This is a genomic window from Bacteroides gallinaceum, from assembly GCF_030373775.1.
GTDB classification, from domain to species: Bacteria; Bacteroidota; Bacteroidia; order Bacteroidales; family Bacteroidaceae; genus Phocaeicola; species Phocaeicola excrementipullorum.
In genome coordinates, this window is the sequence record NZ_JAUDEN010000009.1 from 74,826 (window position 1) to 89,064 (window position 14,239).

General features: G+C 47.1%; 11 protein-coding genes and 2 tRNA genes. 6 read left to right on the forward strand and 7 right to left on the reverse strand.

The annotated features are described in order from the left end of the window. Positions 1-4: 4 nt before the first annotated feature. Both phnX and QUW60_RS06780 read right to left on the reverse strand, forming a co-directional pair. Positions 5-799: a phosphonoacetaldehyde hydrolase gene (gene phnX / locus QUW60_RS06775; protein ID WP_289559390.1), complete on the reverse strand. Its 795-nt coding sequence runs from the start codon at positions 797-799 to the stop codon at positions 5-7. Then, positions 796-2,166 (reverse strand): DUF5690 family protein, encoded by a 1,371-nt coding sequence (locus tag QUW60_RS06780; RefSeq protein WP_289559392.1) that lies wholly within the window; start codon positions 2,164-2,166, stop codon positions 796-798. Before QUW60_RS06780 ends, phnX begins: the two co-directional genes overlap by 4 nt. A 407-nt stretch (positions 2,167-2,573) precedes the next feature. Between QUW60_RS06780 and QUW60_RS06785 the strand changes: the two genes are divergently transcribed. Together QUW60_RS06785 and QUW60_RS06790 are read left to right on the forward strand one after the other, a co-directional pair. Then, a complete protein-coding gene (locus QUW60_RS06785) occupies positions 2,574-3,461 on the forward strand; it encodes a hypothetical protein (RefSeq protein ID WP_289559395.1) in 888 nt (295 codons plus the stop codon). Positions 3,462-3,554: 93 nt separating this feature from the next. Beyond that, a complete protein-coding gene (locus QUW60_RS06790; protein WP_289559397.1) occupies positions 3,555-4,772 on the forward strand; it encodes an S-adenosylmethionine:tRNA ribosyltransferase-isomerase in 1,218 nt (405 codons plus the stop codon). Here QUW60_RS06790 and QUW60_RS06795 read toward each other — a convergent pair. From QUW60_RS06795 to QUW60_RS06805, 3 genes are all read right to left on the reverse strand, one after another. Continuing rightward, positions 4,769-7,246, reverse strand: a complete 2,478-nt coding sequence (locus QUW60_RS06795) for a TonB-dependent receptor (protein ID WP_289559399.1) — start codon at positions 7,244-7,246, stop codon at positions 4,769-4,771. The two genes, QUW60_RS06790 and QUW60_RS06795, sit on opposite strands and share 4 nt — an antisense overlap. 234 nt (positions 7,247-7,480) lie before the next feature. Further along, positions 7,481-7,551 (reverse strand) — tRNA-Gln (locus QUW60_RS06800). A 45-nt stretch (positions 7,552-7,596) separates the two neighbouring features. After that, positions 7,597-7,667 (reverse strand) — tRNA-Gln (locus tag QUW60_RS06805). A gap of 270 nt (positions 7,668-7,937) precedes the next feature. Here QUW60_RS06805 and rsfS point away from each other — a divergent pair. The 3 genes from rsfS to QUW60_RS06820 are packed head-to-tail and all read left to right on the forward strand — an operon-like array spanning position 7,938 to position 11,268. Beyond that, positions 7,938-8,297, forward strand: a complete 360-nt coding sequence (gene rsfS, locus QUW60_RS06810) for a ribosome silencing factor (RefSeq protein ID WP_258338595.1) — start codon at positions 7,938-7,940, stop codon at positions 8,295-8,297. Between the two features lie 30 nt (positions 8,298-8,327). After that, a complete protein-coding gene (gene ftsH, locus QUW60_RS06815; RefSeq protein ID WP_258338594.1) occupies positions 8,328-10,409 on the forward strand; it encodes an ATP-dependent zinc metalloprotease FtsH in 2,082 nt (693 codons plus the stop codon). Positions 10,410-10,425: 16 nt separating this feature from the next. After that, positions 10,426-11,268 carry a phosphatidate cytidylyltransferase gene (locus tag QUW60_RS06820; protein ID WP_258338593.1) on the forward strand — a complete coding sequence of 281 codons (843 nt, stop codon included), beginning with the start codon at positions 10,426-10,428 and terminating at the stop codon, positions 11,266-11,268. 73 nt (positions 11,269-11,341) lie between these two features. Here QUW60_RS06820 and lpxB read toward each other — a convergent pair whose 3' ends face one another. Together lpxB and surE are read right to left on the reverse strand one after the other, a co-directional pair. Beyond that, on the reverse strand, positions 11,342-12,487 hold the full coding sequence (gene lpxB / locus QUW60_RS06825) for a lipid-A-disaccharide synthase (RefSeq protein WP_258338639.1): 1,146 nt from the start codon (positions 12,485-12,487) through the stop codon (positions 11,342-11,344). Beyond that, positions 12,484-13,254, reverse strand: coding sequence for a 5'/3'-nucleotidase SurE (gene surE, locus QUW60_RS06830; RefSeq protein ID WP_289559402.1), 771 nt, complete (start codon positions 13,252-13,254; stop codon positions 12,484-12,486). Before surE ends, lpxB begins: the two co-directional genes overlap by 4 nt. Before the next feature lie 213 nt (positions 13,255-13,467). On the opposite strand from surE, the gene QUW60_RS06835 reads away from it, so the two are divergent. Further along, on the forward strand, positions 13,468-14,235 hold the full coding sequence (locus QUW60_RS06835; protein WP_258338641.1) for a ParA family protein: 768 nt from the start codon (positions 13,468-13,470) through the stop codon (positions 14,233-14,235). Positions 14,236-14,239: the final 4 nt, after the last annotated feature.

Genomic DNA, 14,239 nt, shown 5'->3' on the forward strand with positions numbered 1-14,239 from the left:
CCGTTCATTCCCTGTTCATTCGTGCGTTGATGCTCTCAATCAGTGCAGGAAGCTCTTCTATCGAATCCACCACATAATGTGCTCCGGCAGCATACATGCGGTATCTCACCTCCAGCATCCGCTTTTTCAGTTCACCGGCAGGCATGGCGTTCACTTCCTCTTCGGTCAGCCCCAGTTCGTTGCTCCCCAACACGACGCCCACGCTCCATACGCCGGCATTCACGCCTTCCTTGATGTCGGAAATGGTATCGCCATATTTCAGGACGGAAAAACGTGACGGAACAGCCAAGTCGCACATGTTCTTGTATATCATGTAAGGATAAGGACGTCCCGCAGGCAAACCGTCCGAAGTCACGCAATTGTCCACCCGGTAACCCCGTTCGGCGGCGGCAGGAATCACGATGTCCATCATCTCTTTCGTATAGCCTGTTGTCGAACCGATAACAATGCCCTGTGAGCGCAAGAGATCGATGGTTTCAACCACCCTGGAGATCGGCCCGGAATAGCTGCGCAAGGAAGCGAACAGCAGACGCTGGAACTCAGCATAGCAGGCCTGAATGTCATTTTCATTGTAATCGCGCCCGTACCTTTCACGGAAAGTATTCGCCACACGCTCAATCTTGAACAAAGCCCGGATTTCTTCAATCTTGGTCAGTCCCATGTGGGCACGCGTTTCGGCAGCCGTCACTTCAAGGCCCAACGACTTGAAACTTTCGATAAAGGCAGATACAGGAGCAAAGCAGCCATAGTCAACGGCCGTACCCGCCCAGTCCAGAATCACACATTCAATTTTTTTCATATCACATTTGTCATTAAATAATTGTTGTCTGTCTTATCTTCTTTATCGCCAGCTTCGCCACTTGCTTTTCCGGACAGGGAAAAAGCATCGGGGTCTTTTCTGAACCTCCTGCTGGCACGGATCATGTAAATCAGCGAACCGACGAACGCCAGGCAGCATGCAACGCCGATATAGATGCTCATCTGATTATAGAAAAGGGTCCAGTTGACATGCGAAGCATACACTTCCTTGAAAACCAGCAGAGCCAGCGTTCCCATATATCCAACAAAATCGATGGTGATGATAAAGAATCCTACATTTCCCCTGATTTTGAAGCAGGCGATGAACCGCTCGAAAAAGATAGTCTGAAAGCTCAGATAAGCCATGTCGAGGCAAAGGCTCTGGAGGAAAAGCCAGATGGTAACGGGCAGATTCATCTGCTCGAAGTTGGCGGCAATAACCGCCAGCGTTCCCATACCGGCAACAGAAAGGATCAGCAGCACACAAAGCACCTTCAGATGATCATAGGTCGTGGCAAGCAGGGCGAATGTCGCCAGAAGAACCAGCGTCGCTATCGAGTCGATTTGAGCGAATGCCCATGAAGAGATGGTGCTTACGTCGATGATGCATACGATGAAGTCTTCTTTCACATCGCGCTGCACTGTCAGCAGGAGATTGGCGGCGAACAGCATCAAAAGCACAGGCATGAAGCGGCGGAAAAGCATCCAGCGCTGATGTCCGTCCAGCGTTACACGCACCGAACGCGAGGCAATGTCCGCTTCTGTGGGCTTGGGAAACTTTGTCATCGTCCAGCCCAGCACGCAAAGCAACGGAAATGCAAAGGCTCCAATCAAAGCAGGCATCCAGAATTCGCTCACATGCAGGCTGTTGAGTGCATAAAGTCCCATCGACTTGGCCACTCCCGAACTAAGCGCCATGCTCACCCCCATGATACTCGCCAGGATGTCGGTGGTGCGTCTTCCTTCAAGAAAACTGAAAATAACTCCCCACATGCACCCCAACGAAAGTCCGTTGAAAAACAAAGCCGCTATATTATAAGGTAAGGGAAGCAGTCCGAAAGCCAGCAGCGCGATTTCCGACAGGGCGGCCGATCCGATGATGAATTTCAGCCGTCCTTCGGGCTTCAGTTCCGAAATATACTTGATTCCTAAGAGCTTGGCCGTCACATACCCCAGCAGTTGAATGATGCTGACCGCTATCTTGTAGTCCATTCCTCCCACCTGAAGCCCTTCAAACTCAGCGGCCGTGAATGGCTTGCGGAGTGCATATACAAGCGAATACGACAACAGCGCCGTCCCGCCTGCCCAAAGCACAAATATCCAGTCGGGCATGTCTTTCCGTCTTTCTCTATGTAAGGATGATTCCATAATGTTCTTTTTCTGTATCTGACGCAAAAGTAGAAAGGGCAGGCGAAGAGAAAAATGAATAAACCATGAATCATAAACACGAAATAATTCAGAAACATTCATGAAACAGATTCATCACAAGAACGAAACCTGCACGAAATATGCTTGAAACATTATTGTAACATCTCACGCAAGACTATATTTCAAAATAATTCGTACCTTTACGCACCGATTTTCAAAGCCGTTTAAATTTTGCTCTGCCTCGGTTTGAGAATTGTTTTCGAGGATGTTTTTTCAGTTTTTACGGGGATGACAGCGGGCTGTCTGACGGGTGAAAGCAGGGAAACAGACCGGAAACAAACGCAAAAAGGGGCGGATAAAAATACTTATAAACAGGCTCTCAACACCGAAACATTAAAGCCTAACGTATGGACGAACTGAAAGAGATATACGAGCGGATCTGCTTTCTCAGACAAAAAGGAATAAAGATGAAGGAAATAGCCGAAAAGTCGGGCTTTTCTCCCAGCGTGCTCTCGGCCATCTATTCGACCGTGCTTCCTGCTTATTTCAAGGAGCTGGACAAGGGATGCAGCGAAGGAGAAGCACTCGACAAGGCACTGGTGTGGGTGAACAACGTTTCAAAAAAGAAGCTGCTCGGCTCGCTTCCCATACTTAAGAACGTTCTGCTCACGATGAGCGCGGCTCCGCAGAAACAGAAAGAGAATTCGGCCAATCCGTTTCTCGACGCATTGGGAAACAACCTGAAAGAAAGCGTAAACCAGATAACCAACTACAGCGGACTCTATCTGAGCTACAGCATCTCGTCGAGCAGCAAGGCAATGAAAATCGAACCTTACCTCATCGCTCCTTCCGAAAACGGGAACTATGTGGAAGTAGGACATCAGAATGTATATGGGACAACGCACTGGGGAGCAGTGATGATGAACGGACAGAATCATCTTTACCTGATGTTCAACGAAAGCCAACCGCCTCAACTGGCCTTATTTTACATCTGCCTGAAAATACCCATGTACGACCGGCCGCCCTTTCTGAGAGGAATCTACACCTGCTGCGACTACAACTACAATCCGATAGCGCGCCGAATTCTGTTCATGAAAGTGTCTGACAGCATAAGCCGTGAAGAGTTCCTGAAGACCAAAGGAATACTGAAGAGCTACGAGTCGCTTGACGAAACAGAGAAGCGCTACTATGCCTATACTTGCCAGCCGGAAGACATCATCCGGATGTGCAACATCCCGTCGCCCCAAATGACAGACCACGATCTGGAAACAGAAAAGAAATTCTTGGGATTCTGACCGGCTGGATGCGGGATGACATGCTGTATCTCAACAAAACGGGATAATTATCCGGCAAAATATTGTACCTTTGCAGAAATTTATCAAACGACAATGGAAGAAACAAGACATATCAAAATAAACGAATTCAACTACCCGCTGCCCGACGAACGCATCGCCAAATTCCCGCTGCCTGTCCGCGACCAGTCGAAACTGCTGGTATACCGGCACGGTGAAGTGAGCGAAGACCGCTTCACCTCACTGCCCGACTATGTGGAACCGGGAGAACTGATGATCTTCAACAATACAAAAGTCATTCAGGCACGGCTGCATTTCCGCAAGGAAACCGGAGCACTTATCGAAATATTCTGCCTGGAGCCGGCATGTCCCAACGACTATGCGCTGAACTTCCAGCAGACCAGGCATTCGGCATGGCTCTGCATGATAGGCAACTTGAAAAAATGGAAAGAAGGTCCGCTCCACAAAGAAATGACAGTAAAAGGAAAGACGATTACCCTGACCGCCGAACGTGGAGAATGCCGCGGAACAAGCCACTGGATCGACTTCACATGGGACAATCCGGAAATCACGTTTGCCGATATCCTGGAAATGTTCGGCGAGCTCCCCATTCCGCCTTACCTGAACAGGGAAACGCAGGAAAGCGACAAGGAAACCTACCAGACGGTTTATTCGAAAATCAAAGGATCGGTAGCGGCTCCTACCGCCGGACTGCACTTTACGGAACGGGTGCTGGACGCATTGAAAAAGAAGGGAATCGATTTGGAAGAGGTTACCCTGCATGTCGGTGCCGGAACATTCAAGCCGGTGAAAAGTGAAGAAATCGAAGGGCACGAAATGCACACTGAATATATCTCTGTCAACAAAAAGACGGTCGAAAAGCTGATAGCTCACAACGGGCAGGCCATAGCTGTAGGAACGACCTCTGTACGCACACTGGAAAGTCTTTATTACATAGGAGTTTCCATCAGCGAACACCCCGATGCCAGCGAAGAAGAGCTGCACGTAAGCCAATGGCAACCTTATGATACCAATCCGCAACTGACCGCGACCGAAGCACTCCGGCAGGTTCTTGACTACATGAACCGCCATAGTCTGGAAGCACTGCACACCAGCACCCAGATAATCATCGCGCCCGGATACACTTACAAAATAGTGAAAAAGATGGTGACCAATTTCCACCAGCCGCAAAGCACATTACTGCTGTTGGTTTCGGCATTCGTAAAAGGTGACTGGCAGAAAATTTACGACTATGCGCTGAACCACGGCTTCCGTTTTCTGAGCTACGGCGATTCATCGCTGCTGATTCCTTAGTTGCCGGATATGCCTCCGCCACCCCCTCCTTCACCCGACTTCACATCATCGTTGGTGATGGTGCGGACGGCTTTCTTTACGCTTGCCTTCAGTTCACCCAGACGATAGCTGATACTGAACCCGAAGCGCATCTGAGGATATTCGTTCCAACTGTCGCTGATAAATCCCGAACCTTCAATGTGCGATGAAAAGCGGTTGTATTTCTTGAAGAAATTGTTGGCATATGCTGAAAGAGTCAGTTTCCGCTTCATGAACGACTTGTTCAGGGAGATTCCATAGCTGAAGAAACTGCTTCCCTTTCCCTGCAGCATAACCCAGGGTGTCTGTCCGAACACATTCATACTCAAACGCCAGTCATGCTTGAAACTCTGTTGCGCTCCTCCATATCCGAAGAAATTCCATCCGTCATTCTCCAGTCCGTCAGCACCTTTCAGCTTCGTATATCCGCCGAACAGATTGGCATAAATGCGCGTATTCTGACTGGCATTCCAGTTCGCATATGCACTCAGATTAAAATCACGGCTTTTTCCGATGTTCTGATAAGTGGTATAAAGCACATCCTTGCCAGTCCGGTTTTCGGCCGACAAGTCGGGAATATCATCCTCCGACACCAGACTCGTTACCGACTGAATGCTGTTGTTGGTAAATGAATAGCGTGCCGCAAGGTTTATGTTGAATTTAGAAGTGAAATTGCTGTAGCTCAACGAAAATGAATGGCTGTGTTCGCTTTCCAGCTCCGGATTTCCCTGAGAGAGACTGGAAGGATTGCTGTCGTCAAGATAAGGATTCAAATACCATATCCCCGGACGGTAGATACGCATGTTATACCCCAGCCGGAGATTCGACAGGTCAGTCAGTTTCCATCCCAGCGAAGCAGAAGGTATTACGTCATCATAGTTTTTCCGGAAATCTTCTCCTCTCCCCAACAGGTACTTCACGTCTTCAATAGTATGTTCATAACGCACGCCCAGCCTGCCGGAAAGTTTTTTCAAGGTAAGTCCATAACCCAGATACGCGGCAATGATATCATTCTGATGGCGGTAATGCGTACTGTGCTCCTCATCAAAAAGGAATTCGGAAGCTCCTGCCGCACGGAGATAACGGTCGTTGTCGGAAGAATTGTTGCGCAAAATATATTTCACTCCGGTTTCCACCTTATGATTCTTCCCGAGCGGAGTCGTGAAATCAGTCTGGAAAGTATGTTCCGTAGTATTCTGCTCTCCGTCATTGCGCTGGTCTTCCAGCCGGCGCAGATATTCGCCCCAGTCTACATCATATCCCTCATCAATCGTATATTCCGTATTGGAATCAGAAGTTTGCGGACGTGAGTTCACTCTGTAGGATAAAGTCAGCATACGCTCTTTGACTGCAGGCGATATATGTTGGAAGTCAATGCCTCCGTCGATGGAATACCATGACGATTCGCTTCCGGAAGCTGTGACATAACGGTAAAGAGAGCTTCCGTCGGCTGGAGATGTCCCTGCATAACGGGAGTTTCCTCTGCTGTCGTTGCTCCCTCCCCACAGACCGAATGAAACGCTTACCAGATTCAATGTATCTATTTCATAACTGGCTTCTATGCTCCCCGACTGAAAGGAACCATCCCCTTTACTGCTCCCGTCATAATCCAGATTGGCCACATCCGAAGAGATGTCCGTAGCACGCTGGCTGCCTCCCGAATAGCTCCTTGGGCTGTTGTTGTAATTATAATTGTAACGGGCACTCAACGTAAACTTTCCTTTCTGCACCGTACCGAACGCTCCGCCTCCGGCACCCGTATTGCTGGCGTTTCCACTCAACGTGACGGTATACCCTTCAAAACCCCCTCCGGAAGTGATGATATTCAGAATCCCTCCTACTCCTTCGGCATCGTACTTCGGTCCCGGATTGGTGATTACCTCTATCTTCTTGATGGTATTTGCCGGCATACTTTTCAACACTTCGGTCGGATTATTGCTCATCATGCTGTTTGGCTTGCCGTTCACATACACCTTGAACGAACTGCTCCCATTTACCTTTATATTATCCTCGCCATCAACCGTTACCATAGGAACCTTACGCAGCATCTCCAGCATGGTATTGGTTTCCGAATCAGGATCATCCGACACACTGTATTCTATCTTGTCAATATCAGCCTTTACCAGCGGTTTCTGGGCTACAACCTCCACCACTCCCAGTTCGTTGGCGGCATCAGTCATATAAATTGTTCCGAAATCAAACGTTTCGCCGCTTTCCTTTACCGTAAACTTTCGGACAATCGTGGTACGCCCCACCGAAGTGACGGATAGCGTGAATTTTCCCTTCCCGGAAACCGTTTCCCTGAAACGCCCCTTCATGTCAGACACCATCATTTTGACAGGCTTTTCCGGCTTATCATCGCGGACTATTCGGATAGTGGCATACGGTTCGCCTTCTTGTGTCAAAGAATCGAGCAATATCCCTTTTACTTGAAAAGAAACTTCTGTTTGAGCCATTCCAACCGCTGACTGAAGTGCCAAAAAGAATAAAAACAAAACCTTTAGCCTTATCATATTCTCATTCATTATAAAATATTCATACAATTCAGCGTAAAAGTATGACGCAAATACATACAATCGAAAAAATAAGCGTTAAAAGAGTTCAACGGGAAGAAATTAGCGGACAAAAAAATCATGCGGCAAGTGTTTGTCGGATACGAAAAGAGGCATCACCGGAATCATGCCTCTTTGTTGGGCTACTCGGACTCGAACCAAGAAAAACAGGACCAGAATCTGTTGTGTTACCATTACACCATAGCCCAAACTGACTGATGATATCCTCTCCATGAAGACCTCATCACATGAAGTTGGGCTACTCGGACTCGAACCAAGAAAAACAGGACCAGAATCTGTTGTGTTACCATTACACCATAGCCCAAAATCAGAGAACGACCGTCATTTTTAATTTGACGGTGCAAAGGTACAACATTTTTGGAACATACAAACATTTTCGCGGAAAATTTCATCCATTATCTGATTTTTTAGACTTTTTCTCATGCCGCGAAGCTCCCGGCAGGAACAAAACCAACAAAAAAATACAAAAGAAAAAGATAAATAAGTTACTTTCTTTCGTGATATACAGAAAAGCAAGTATATTTGCCTGACTTTACTTTTTTACAAAATCATTCATTAAAAAAGAAATAATTAGATGAACGAAACGAAACAACTTATTGAGAAAATAATCGAAGGTATTCAAGAGAAGAAAGGAAAAAACATCATCACTGCTGATTTGACCGGCATAGAAGATACAATATGCAAATACTTCGTTATTTGCCAAGGAAATTCTCCAAGCCAGGTTCTGGCTGTAACAGACTCAGTCAAAGACCATGTGAGAAAAGAAACTGGAACAAAAGTCGTTTCCATCGACGGACAGAGAAACGCACAATGGGTAGCTATGGACTACAGCGATGTGATTGTCCATATTTTTCTGCCTGAAGTCCGGAACTTTTATGACCTCGAACATTTGTGGGCAGATGCCAAGCTGACCTCAATTCCCGATCTGGACTGATTGGAATCCACCATTTAAACGAAACAACATATGAACGAAAATACGAACAACAATAACAACAGCAACGGAAACAAGCCAAAAATCAACGTTCCACGTCCCAACCTGACGTGGCTGTACGTGCTGATTGCATTGGTCTTTGCATGGCTGTGGTTTACCAGTGACGGAGGAAGCGCCACAAAAGAAGTAAACTATACAGAATTCAAGGACATGGTAACCCAAGGATATGCCGACAAAATCGTGGCATATGACAACAACACGCTGGAGGTTTACATCAAACCGGAACACATCGTGGATGTATTCAAGAAAGATGCCGACAAGGTGGGAAGAAGTCCTGCCGTAACTGTGCAGATAGGCTCGATGGACACTTTCGACAAATTCATAGAGGAAGAACAGCAAAACGGAAACTTCAAAGGCACGATCCAATATGACAAGAAAAGCGACTACTTCGGAATGCTGTTCTGGAATCTGCTTCCCATTGTGTTTTTTATCGGACTGTGGATATTCCTCATGCGCCGCATGGGAGGCGGAGGAGGTGCCGGCGGCGCTTCGAACGTATTCAACGTGGGACGAAGCAAGGCTCAATTGTTCGAGAAAGGAACCAACCGCATCACATTCAAGGATGTAGCAGGGCAAGCAGCAGCCAAGCAAGAAGTACAGGAAATTGTAGATTTCTTGAAACAACCGCAGAAATATACAGAACTGGGAGGAAAAATTCCCAAAGGAGCATTGCTCGTAGGACCTCCGGGAACAGGAAAGACTTTGCTGGCAAAAGCCGTTGCCGGAGAAGCCGATGTGCCTTTCTTCTCGATTTCAGGATCTGATTTCGTAGAAATGTTTGTGGGCGTAGGAGCTTCACGCGTACGTGATCTTTTCCGCCAGGCAAAGGAAAAGGCTCCGTGCATCATCTTCATTGATGAAATAGATGCAGTCGGACGTGCCCGCGGAAAAAATCCGAGCATGGGAGGAAACGACGAACGCGAAAATACACTGAACCAGCTGCTGACTGAAATGGATGGCTTCGGTTCAAACAGTGGCGTAATCATTCTGGCCGCAACCAACCGTGTGGACATTCTTGACAAAGCCTTGTTGCGTGCAGGCCGTTTTGACCGGCAAATATACGTGGACCTTCCCGACCTGAATGAAAGAAAAGAGGTGTTCGGTGTCCATCTCCGTCCGCTGAAACTCGACAACACGGTAGATGTGGACCTGCTTGCGCGGCAAACTCCCGGATTCAGTGGAGCCGACATTGCCAATGTCTGCAACGAAGCAGCTTTGATTGCAGCCCGCCACCAGAAGAAATCAGTGGGTAAAGATGATTTTCTGGCAGCAATCGACCGCATTGTGGGCGGACTGGAAAAAAAGACCAAAGTAATGACGGCCGCAGAAAAGCGTTCAATAGCACTGCACGAAGCTGGACATGCCACCGTATCATGGCTGCTCGAACACGCCAACCCGCTGATAAAAGTGACAATCGTTCCCCGAGGACGTGCCTTGGGTGCTGCCTGGTATTTGCCTGAAGAACGACAGCTTACAACCAAAGAACAGATGCTTGACGAAATGTGTGCCACTTTAGGAGGACGGGCAGCCGAAGAATTATTCATCGGACATATTTCAACGGGAGCCATGAACGACCTGGAACGGGTTACCAAACAGGCATACGGCATGATTGCATATGCGGGCATGAGCGACAAACTTCCGAACCTGTGCTACTATAGCAGTACAGACGAATACAGCTTTACCAAGCCTTATAGCGAACGTACTGCCGAGATGATTGACCAGGAAGTGCAAAACATGATCAACGAACAGTATACGCGGGCAAAAGAATTGCTGAAACAGCACAGCGAGGGACACAACAAACTGGCGCAACTGCTGATAGAACGCGAAGTAATCTTTGCAGAAGACGTTGAAAAGATTTTCGGAAAACGCCCATGGACGTCCCGTTCAGAAGAAATCATGGCTGAATCAGAAAAGCTGGAAGCTCAGGAAACAAAGAGTCTAGAAAACAAGACAGACGAACAACAGCTGCCAGAGAAGAAAGAAGAAGGCAACGGAGAAAACGGGATTCCGGCTGACGGCAATGCTACTACGGAAACGAACAATAACAGCAAGTAATTAAACTCATCATATCGTGAAAAACAATTTTATACAACGGACAATAACCGGAATTATCTTCGTAGCGGTGCTGGTGGGAGGAATCTTGGGCGGACCGGTTTCATTCAGTATTCTGTTCGCCCTGATTACCGCTCTGACAATCCGCGAATTCGGAACGATAGTCAGCAAGCAGGACGGGGTTCAGATAAACAAAAGCATCTGCATGCTGGCAGGCGTGTTTCTGTTTTTCGGCTTTGCCTATATCGGTATAGCTCCCGGACAGAATGAAATACTTATTCCCTATCTGTTTCTGATCATTTATCTGATGATAGCAGAGCTGTATCTGAAACGGAAAAATCCGTTGCATAACATTGCATACACAATGATGAGCCAAATGTATATTGCACTTCCTTTTGCTGCACTGAATATACTGGCTTTCCACACAAGTCTTACGGGAAGCGCATCGGAGTACAATCCGATACTTCCGCTGTCCATTTTCGTTTTCACTTGGATAAATGATACCGGGGCTTACTGCACGGGGGTATTGTTCGGAAAACATCGTCTGTTCGAACGGATTTCTCCCAAGAAGTCATGGGAAGGCTCTATCGGCGGCGGGGTTTTCAGTACCATAGCGGCAGTCATAATGGCACATTTCTTCCCTTTCATGCCATTAGGAGTATGGATCGGGCTCGGACTTACTGTCGTTGTATTCGGTACATGGGGCGACCTGACTGAATCTTTACTGAAACGCACCCTGGGCATCAAGGATTCGGGCAATATTCTGCCCGGACACGGAGGCATGCTCGACCGCTTTGACAGCACACTGATGGCCGTACCGGCATCTGTTATCTATTTATATGTAATTTCACTTTTCAAATAAAGTCCTAAGACAAACAAGGGGCATGAACTTGAAAGCTAATTATTGCGCAAGTTCATGCCCTTTTTTCTATCCGTCAGCATGTGCGGATTTCTTTCAGCCGTCCGACCATCATCTTAGCCGCACGCTCCGATGCGCCCGAATTTCCCAGAATCCGAATCATTTCATCGTAACCAGACAAGATTTTCTCCCGCTTTTCTCCTCCCGGCAAAATCCCCGCAAGCTCTTTCTTCAGATTATCTGCGGTCATTCCATCTGCCACGAGTTCTGCCACAACTTCATGCCCTGCTATCAAGTTCACCAAAGAGATATATTTCACCTTCAGAATATGGCGGCGCAGAAAAGAAACGAGCTTTCCTGCAGCCGTATAGTAGCACACCACTTGGGGAACACGAAAAAGAGCCGCTTCAAGAGTGGCCGTACCGCTGGTCACAAGAGCGGCAGAAGCATACTTCAGCAGCCTGTAAGTCTGCCCGTAAACGATTTTCGTTTCCGCATCAATATAAGTTCCATAAAAATCAGGCTCAATGCCGGGAGCCCCAGCTACCACAAACTGATAATCCGGAAAACTTTGCGCAGCCTGAAGCATACGAGTCAGGTTATCCTTAATTTCCTGTTTGCGGCTTCCGGCAAGCAAAGCGACAATCGGTCGCGGAGAAAGAGAGTTGTCCGCCAGAAACCGTTCTTTCGTATCGGCAGCATGCTCTGCACAATATGCACCAACAGCATCTACACATGGATTTCCAACGTAATGGACCGGATAATGATGATTTTTGAAGAACTCAACTTCAAATGGCAATATAGAATACAGTTCGTCAATGTCACGCTTGATATTTTTTATCCGGTATTCCTTCCATGCCCAGATTTTCGGAGAAATATAATAGAATACCGGAATTCGAGTATGCGCCTTTACATATTCGGCGATCTTCAGATTAAAGCCGGGATAATCCACTAATATCAGCACGTCGGGATTCCACGAAACGATATCCTTTTTGCAAAAGTCCATATTGCGGAAAATTGTACGCAAATGAAGCAGAACCGGAATAAATCCCATATAAGCCAGTTCCTTATAATGCTTCACCCTTGTACCTCCGGCTTCAGCCATCAAATCGCCCCCGAAAAAACGGAATTCGGCAGAAGCATCTTCCCTTCTGATAGCCCTCATCAGATTAGAAGCATGCAAATCCCCCGAAGCCTCCCCTACAATCAGATAATATCTCATAAATTCCAGTTCCAGTCATTAATCCTTTTCAGCTGTCCATAAGCCGTCATGTCGATCTGGGTGGGAGTTATGGCAACATATCCGTGGTCAAGGGCCCAATGATCCGTATCAGGCGCGTCAGGTTCATTGTTTACATAAACTCCTGTCATCCAATAATAGACATCCCCATGCGGATGTTTTCTTTCAGCAAACTCGCTTGCCCACACACCGTCAGTCTGCCGGCAAACCTTTACCCCCTTCAGATCCGGTACATCAGGAAAGTTCACATTCAAGCAAACTCCCACAGGCAGCCCTTCGGCCAAAACATTTGCAACGATACGGCGCACATAAGGCAAAGTTGCAGAGAAGTCAGCATCGGGAGCATGGTTACATAAAGAAAATCCCACCGACGGTATTCCTTTCAGACAGCCTTCTATCACCACTCCCATTGTTCCGGAATAATGGACATTAACCGAAGAATTATCTCCATGATTGATGCCCCCTATCACCATATCAGGCATACGCGGAACAAAAGAATTCAACGCGAGTTTCACACAATCAACAGGAGTTCCGCTACATTTATAGACTGTCACCCCCGGCTCCTCAGAAACCAAACTGCAGCGCAGAGGCACTTGCGACGTAATGGCTCCCGAAGAACCGGAGCGGGGACCGGAAGGGGCCACCACAATCAAGTCAGCCATAGGGCGCAAAGTTTCAATGAGTTCCTTAAGTCCTTTAGAGTCAAAGCCGTCATCATTTGACAACAGCAGCAATGGTTTTTCTGTCATATATAAGCGTTTCGTTTAGCGAGCGTAAAGTTACAACAAATCTTAATCTTATCAAACCGGCAATCGGATTTAAACGAAAATTCCTATCTTTGCCAACGCTGAAGTTATTAACAAAAGCTGTGACTTATCAACATTTCATCAAAAAGTAACCCTCCATTGATGGAAAGTGTCACATATTATTAGTTACTTCGCAATCAGATTAAACTGATTAATATGGGAAAAATTATTGCTATAGCCAATCAGAAAGGTGGAGTCGGAAAAACCACAACCACCATCAACTTGGCTGCATCTTTAGCTACTCTCGAGAAGAAAGTACTAGTGATTGACGCTGACCCACAGGCTAATGCCTCATCCGGTCTTGGTGTAGACTTGAAAGATATTGACTGTTCAATCTACGAATGTCTTATCAACCAGGCGGATATCCGGGAAGCCATTTATACGACAGACATTGACGGGCTGGACATCATTCCTTCTCACATCGACCTGGTTGGAGCAGAAATCGAGATGCTCAACCTCGAAAAAAGAGAAAAAATCATGCGCCAGGCTCTTGAACCAATGAAAGGGGAATACGACTACATCCTGATTGACTGTTCGCCTTCTTTGGGACTGATAACCATCAATGCGCTTACAGCAGCCGATTCTGTAATCATTCCGGTACAATGCGAATATTTTGCCTTGGAAGGAATCAGCAAGCTGCTGAACACAATAAAAATTATAAAAAGCAAACTGAACCCGTCGCTGGAAATTGAAGGATTCCTGCTGACTATGTTCGATTCACGCCTCCGACTGGCAAACCAGATTTACGATGAAGTGAAAAGGCATTTTCAGGAGCTGGTATTCAAGACAATCATCCAGCGGAATGTCAAGTTGAGCGAAGCTCCCAGCCACGGCATTCCGGCCATTCTGTATGATGCAGACTCTACCGGAGCGAAAAACCATCTGGCCTTGGCCAATGAAATTATAACAAGAAACAGTAAGTAAGCAA

Bases quoted from the DNA above. Each gene is read 5' to 3' on its own strand.
- QUW60_RS06835 (WP_258338641.1), top strand. From the start codon at position 13,468: ATGGGAAAAATTATTGCTATAGCCAATCAGAAAGGTGGAGTCGGAAAA.
- rsfS (WP_258338595.1), top strand. From the start codon at position 7,938: ATGAACGAAACGAAACAACTTATTGAGAAAATAATCGAAGGTATTCAA.
- phnX (WP_289559390.1), bottom strand. From the start codon at position 799: ATGAAAAAAATTGAATGTGTGATTCTGGACTGGGCGGGTACGGCCGTT.
- QUW60_RS06795 (WP_289559399.1), bottom strand. From the start codon at position 7,246: ATGGCTCAAACAGAAGTTTCTTTTCAAGTAAAAGGGATATTGCTCGAT.
- lpxB (WP_258338639.1), bottom strand. From the start codon at position 12,487: ATGAGATATTATCTGATTGTAGGGGAGGCTTCGGGGGATTTGCATGCT.
- QUW60_RS06790 (WP_289559397.1), top strand. From the start codon at position 3,555: ATGGAAGAAACAAGACATATCAAAATAAACGAATTCAACTACCCGCTG.
- ftsH (WP_258338594.1), top strand. From the start codon at position 8,328: ATGAACGAAAATACGAACAACAATAACAACAGCAACGGAAACAAGCCA.
- QUW60_RS06785 (WP_289559395.1), top strand. From the start codon at position 2,574: ATGGACGAACTGAAAGAGATATACGAGCGGATCTGCTTTCTCAGACAA.
- surE (WP_289559402.1), bottom strand. From the start codon at position 13,254: ATGACAGAAAAACCATTGCTGCTGTTGTCAAATGATGACGGCTTTGAC.
- QUW60_RS06780 (WP_289559392.1), bottom strand. From the start codon at position 2,166: ATGGAATCATCCTTACATAGAGAAAGACGGAAAGACATGCCCGACTGG.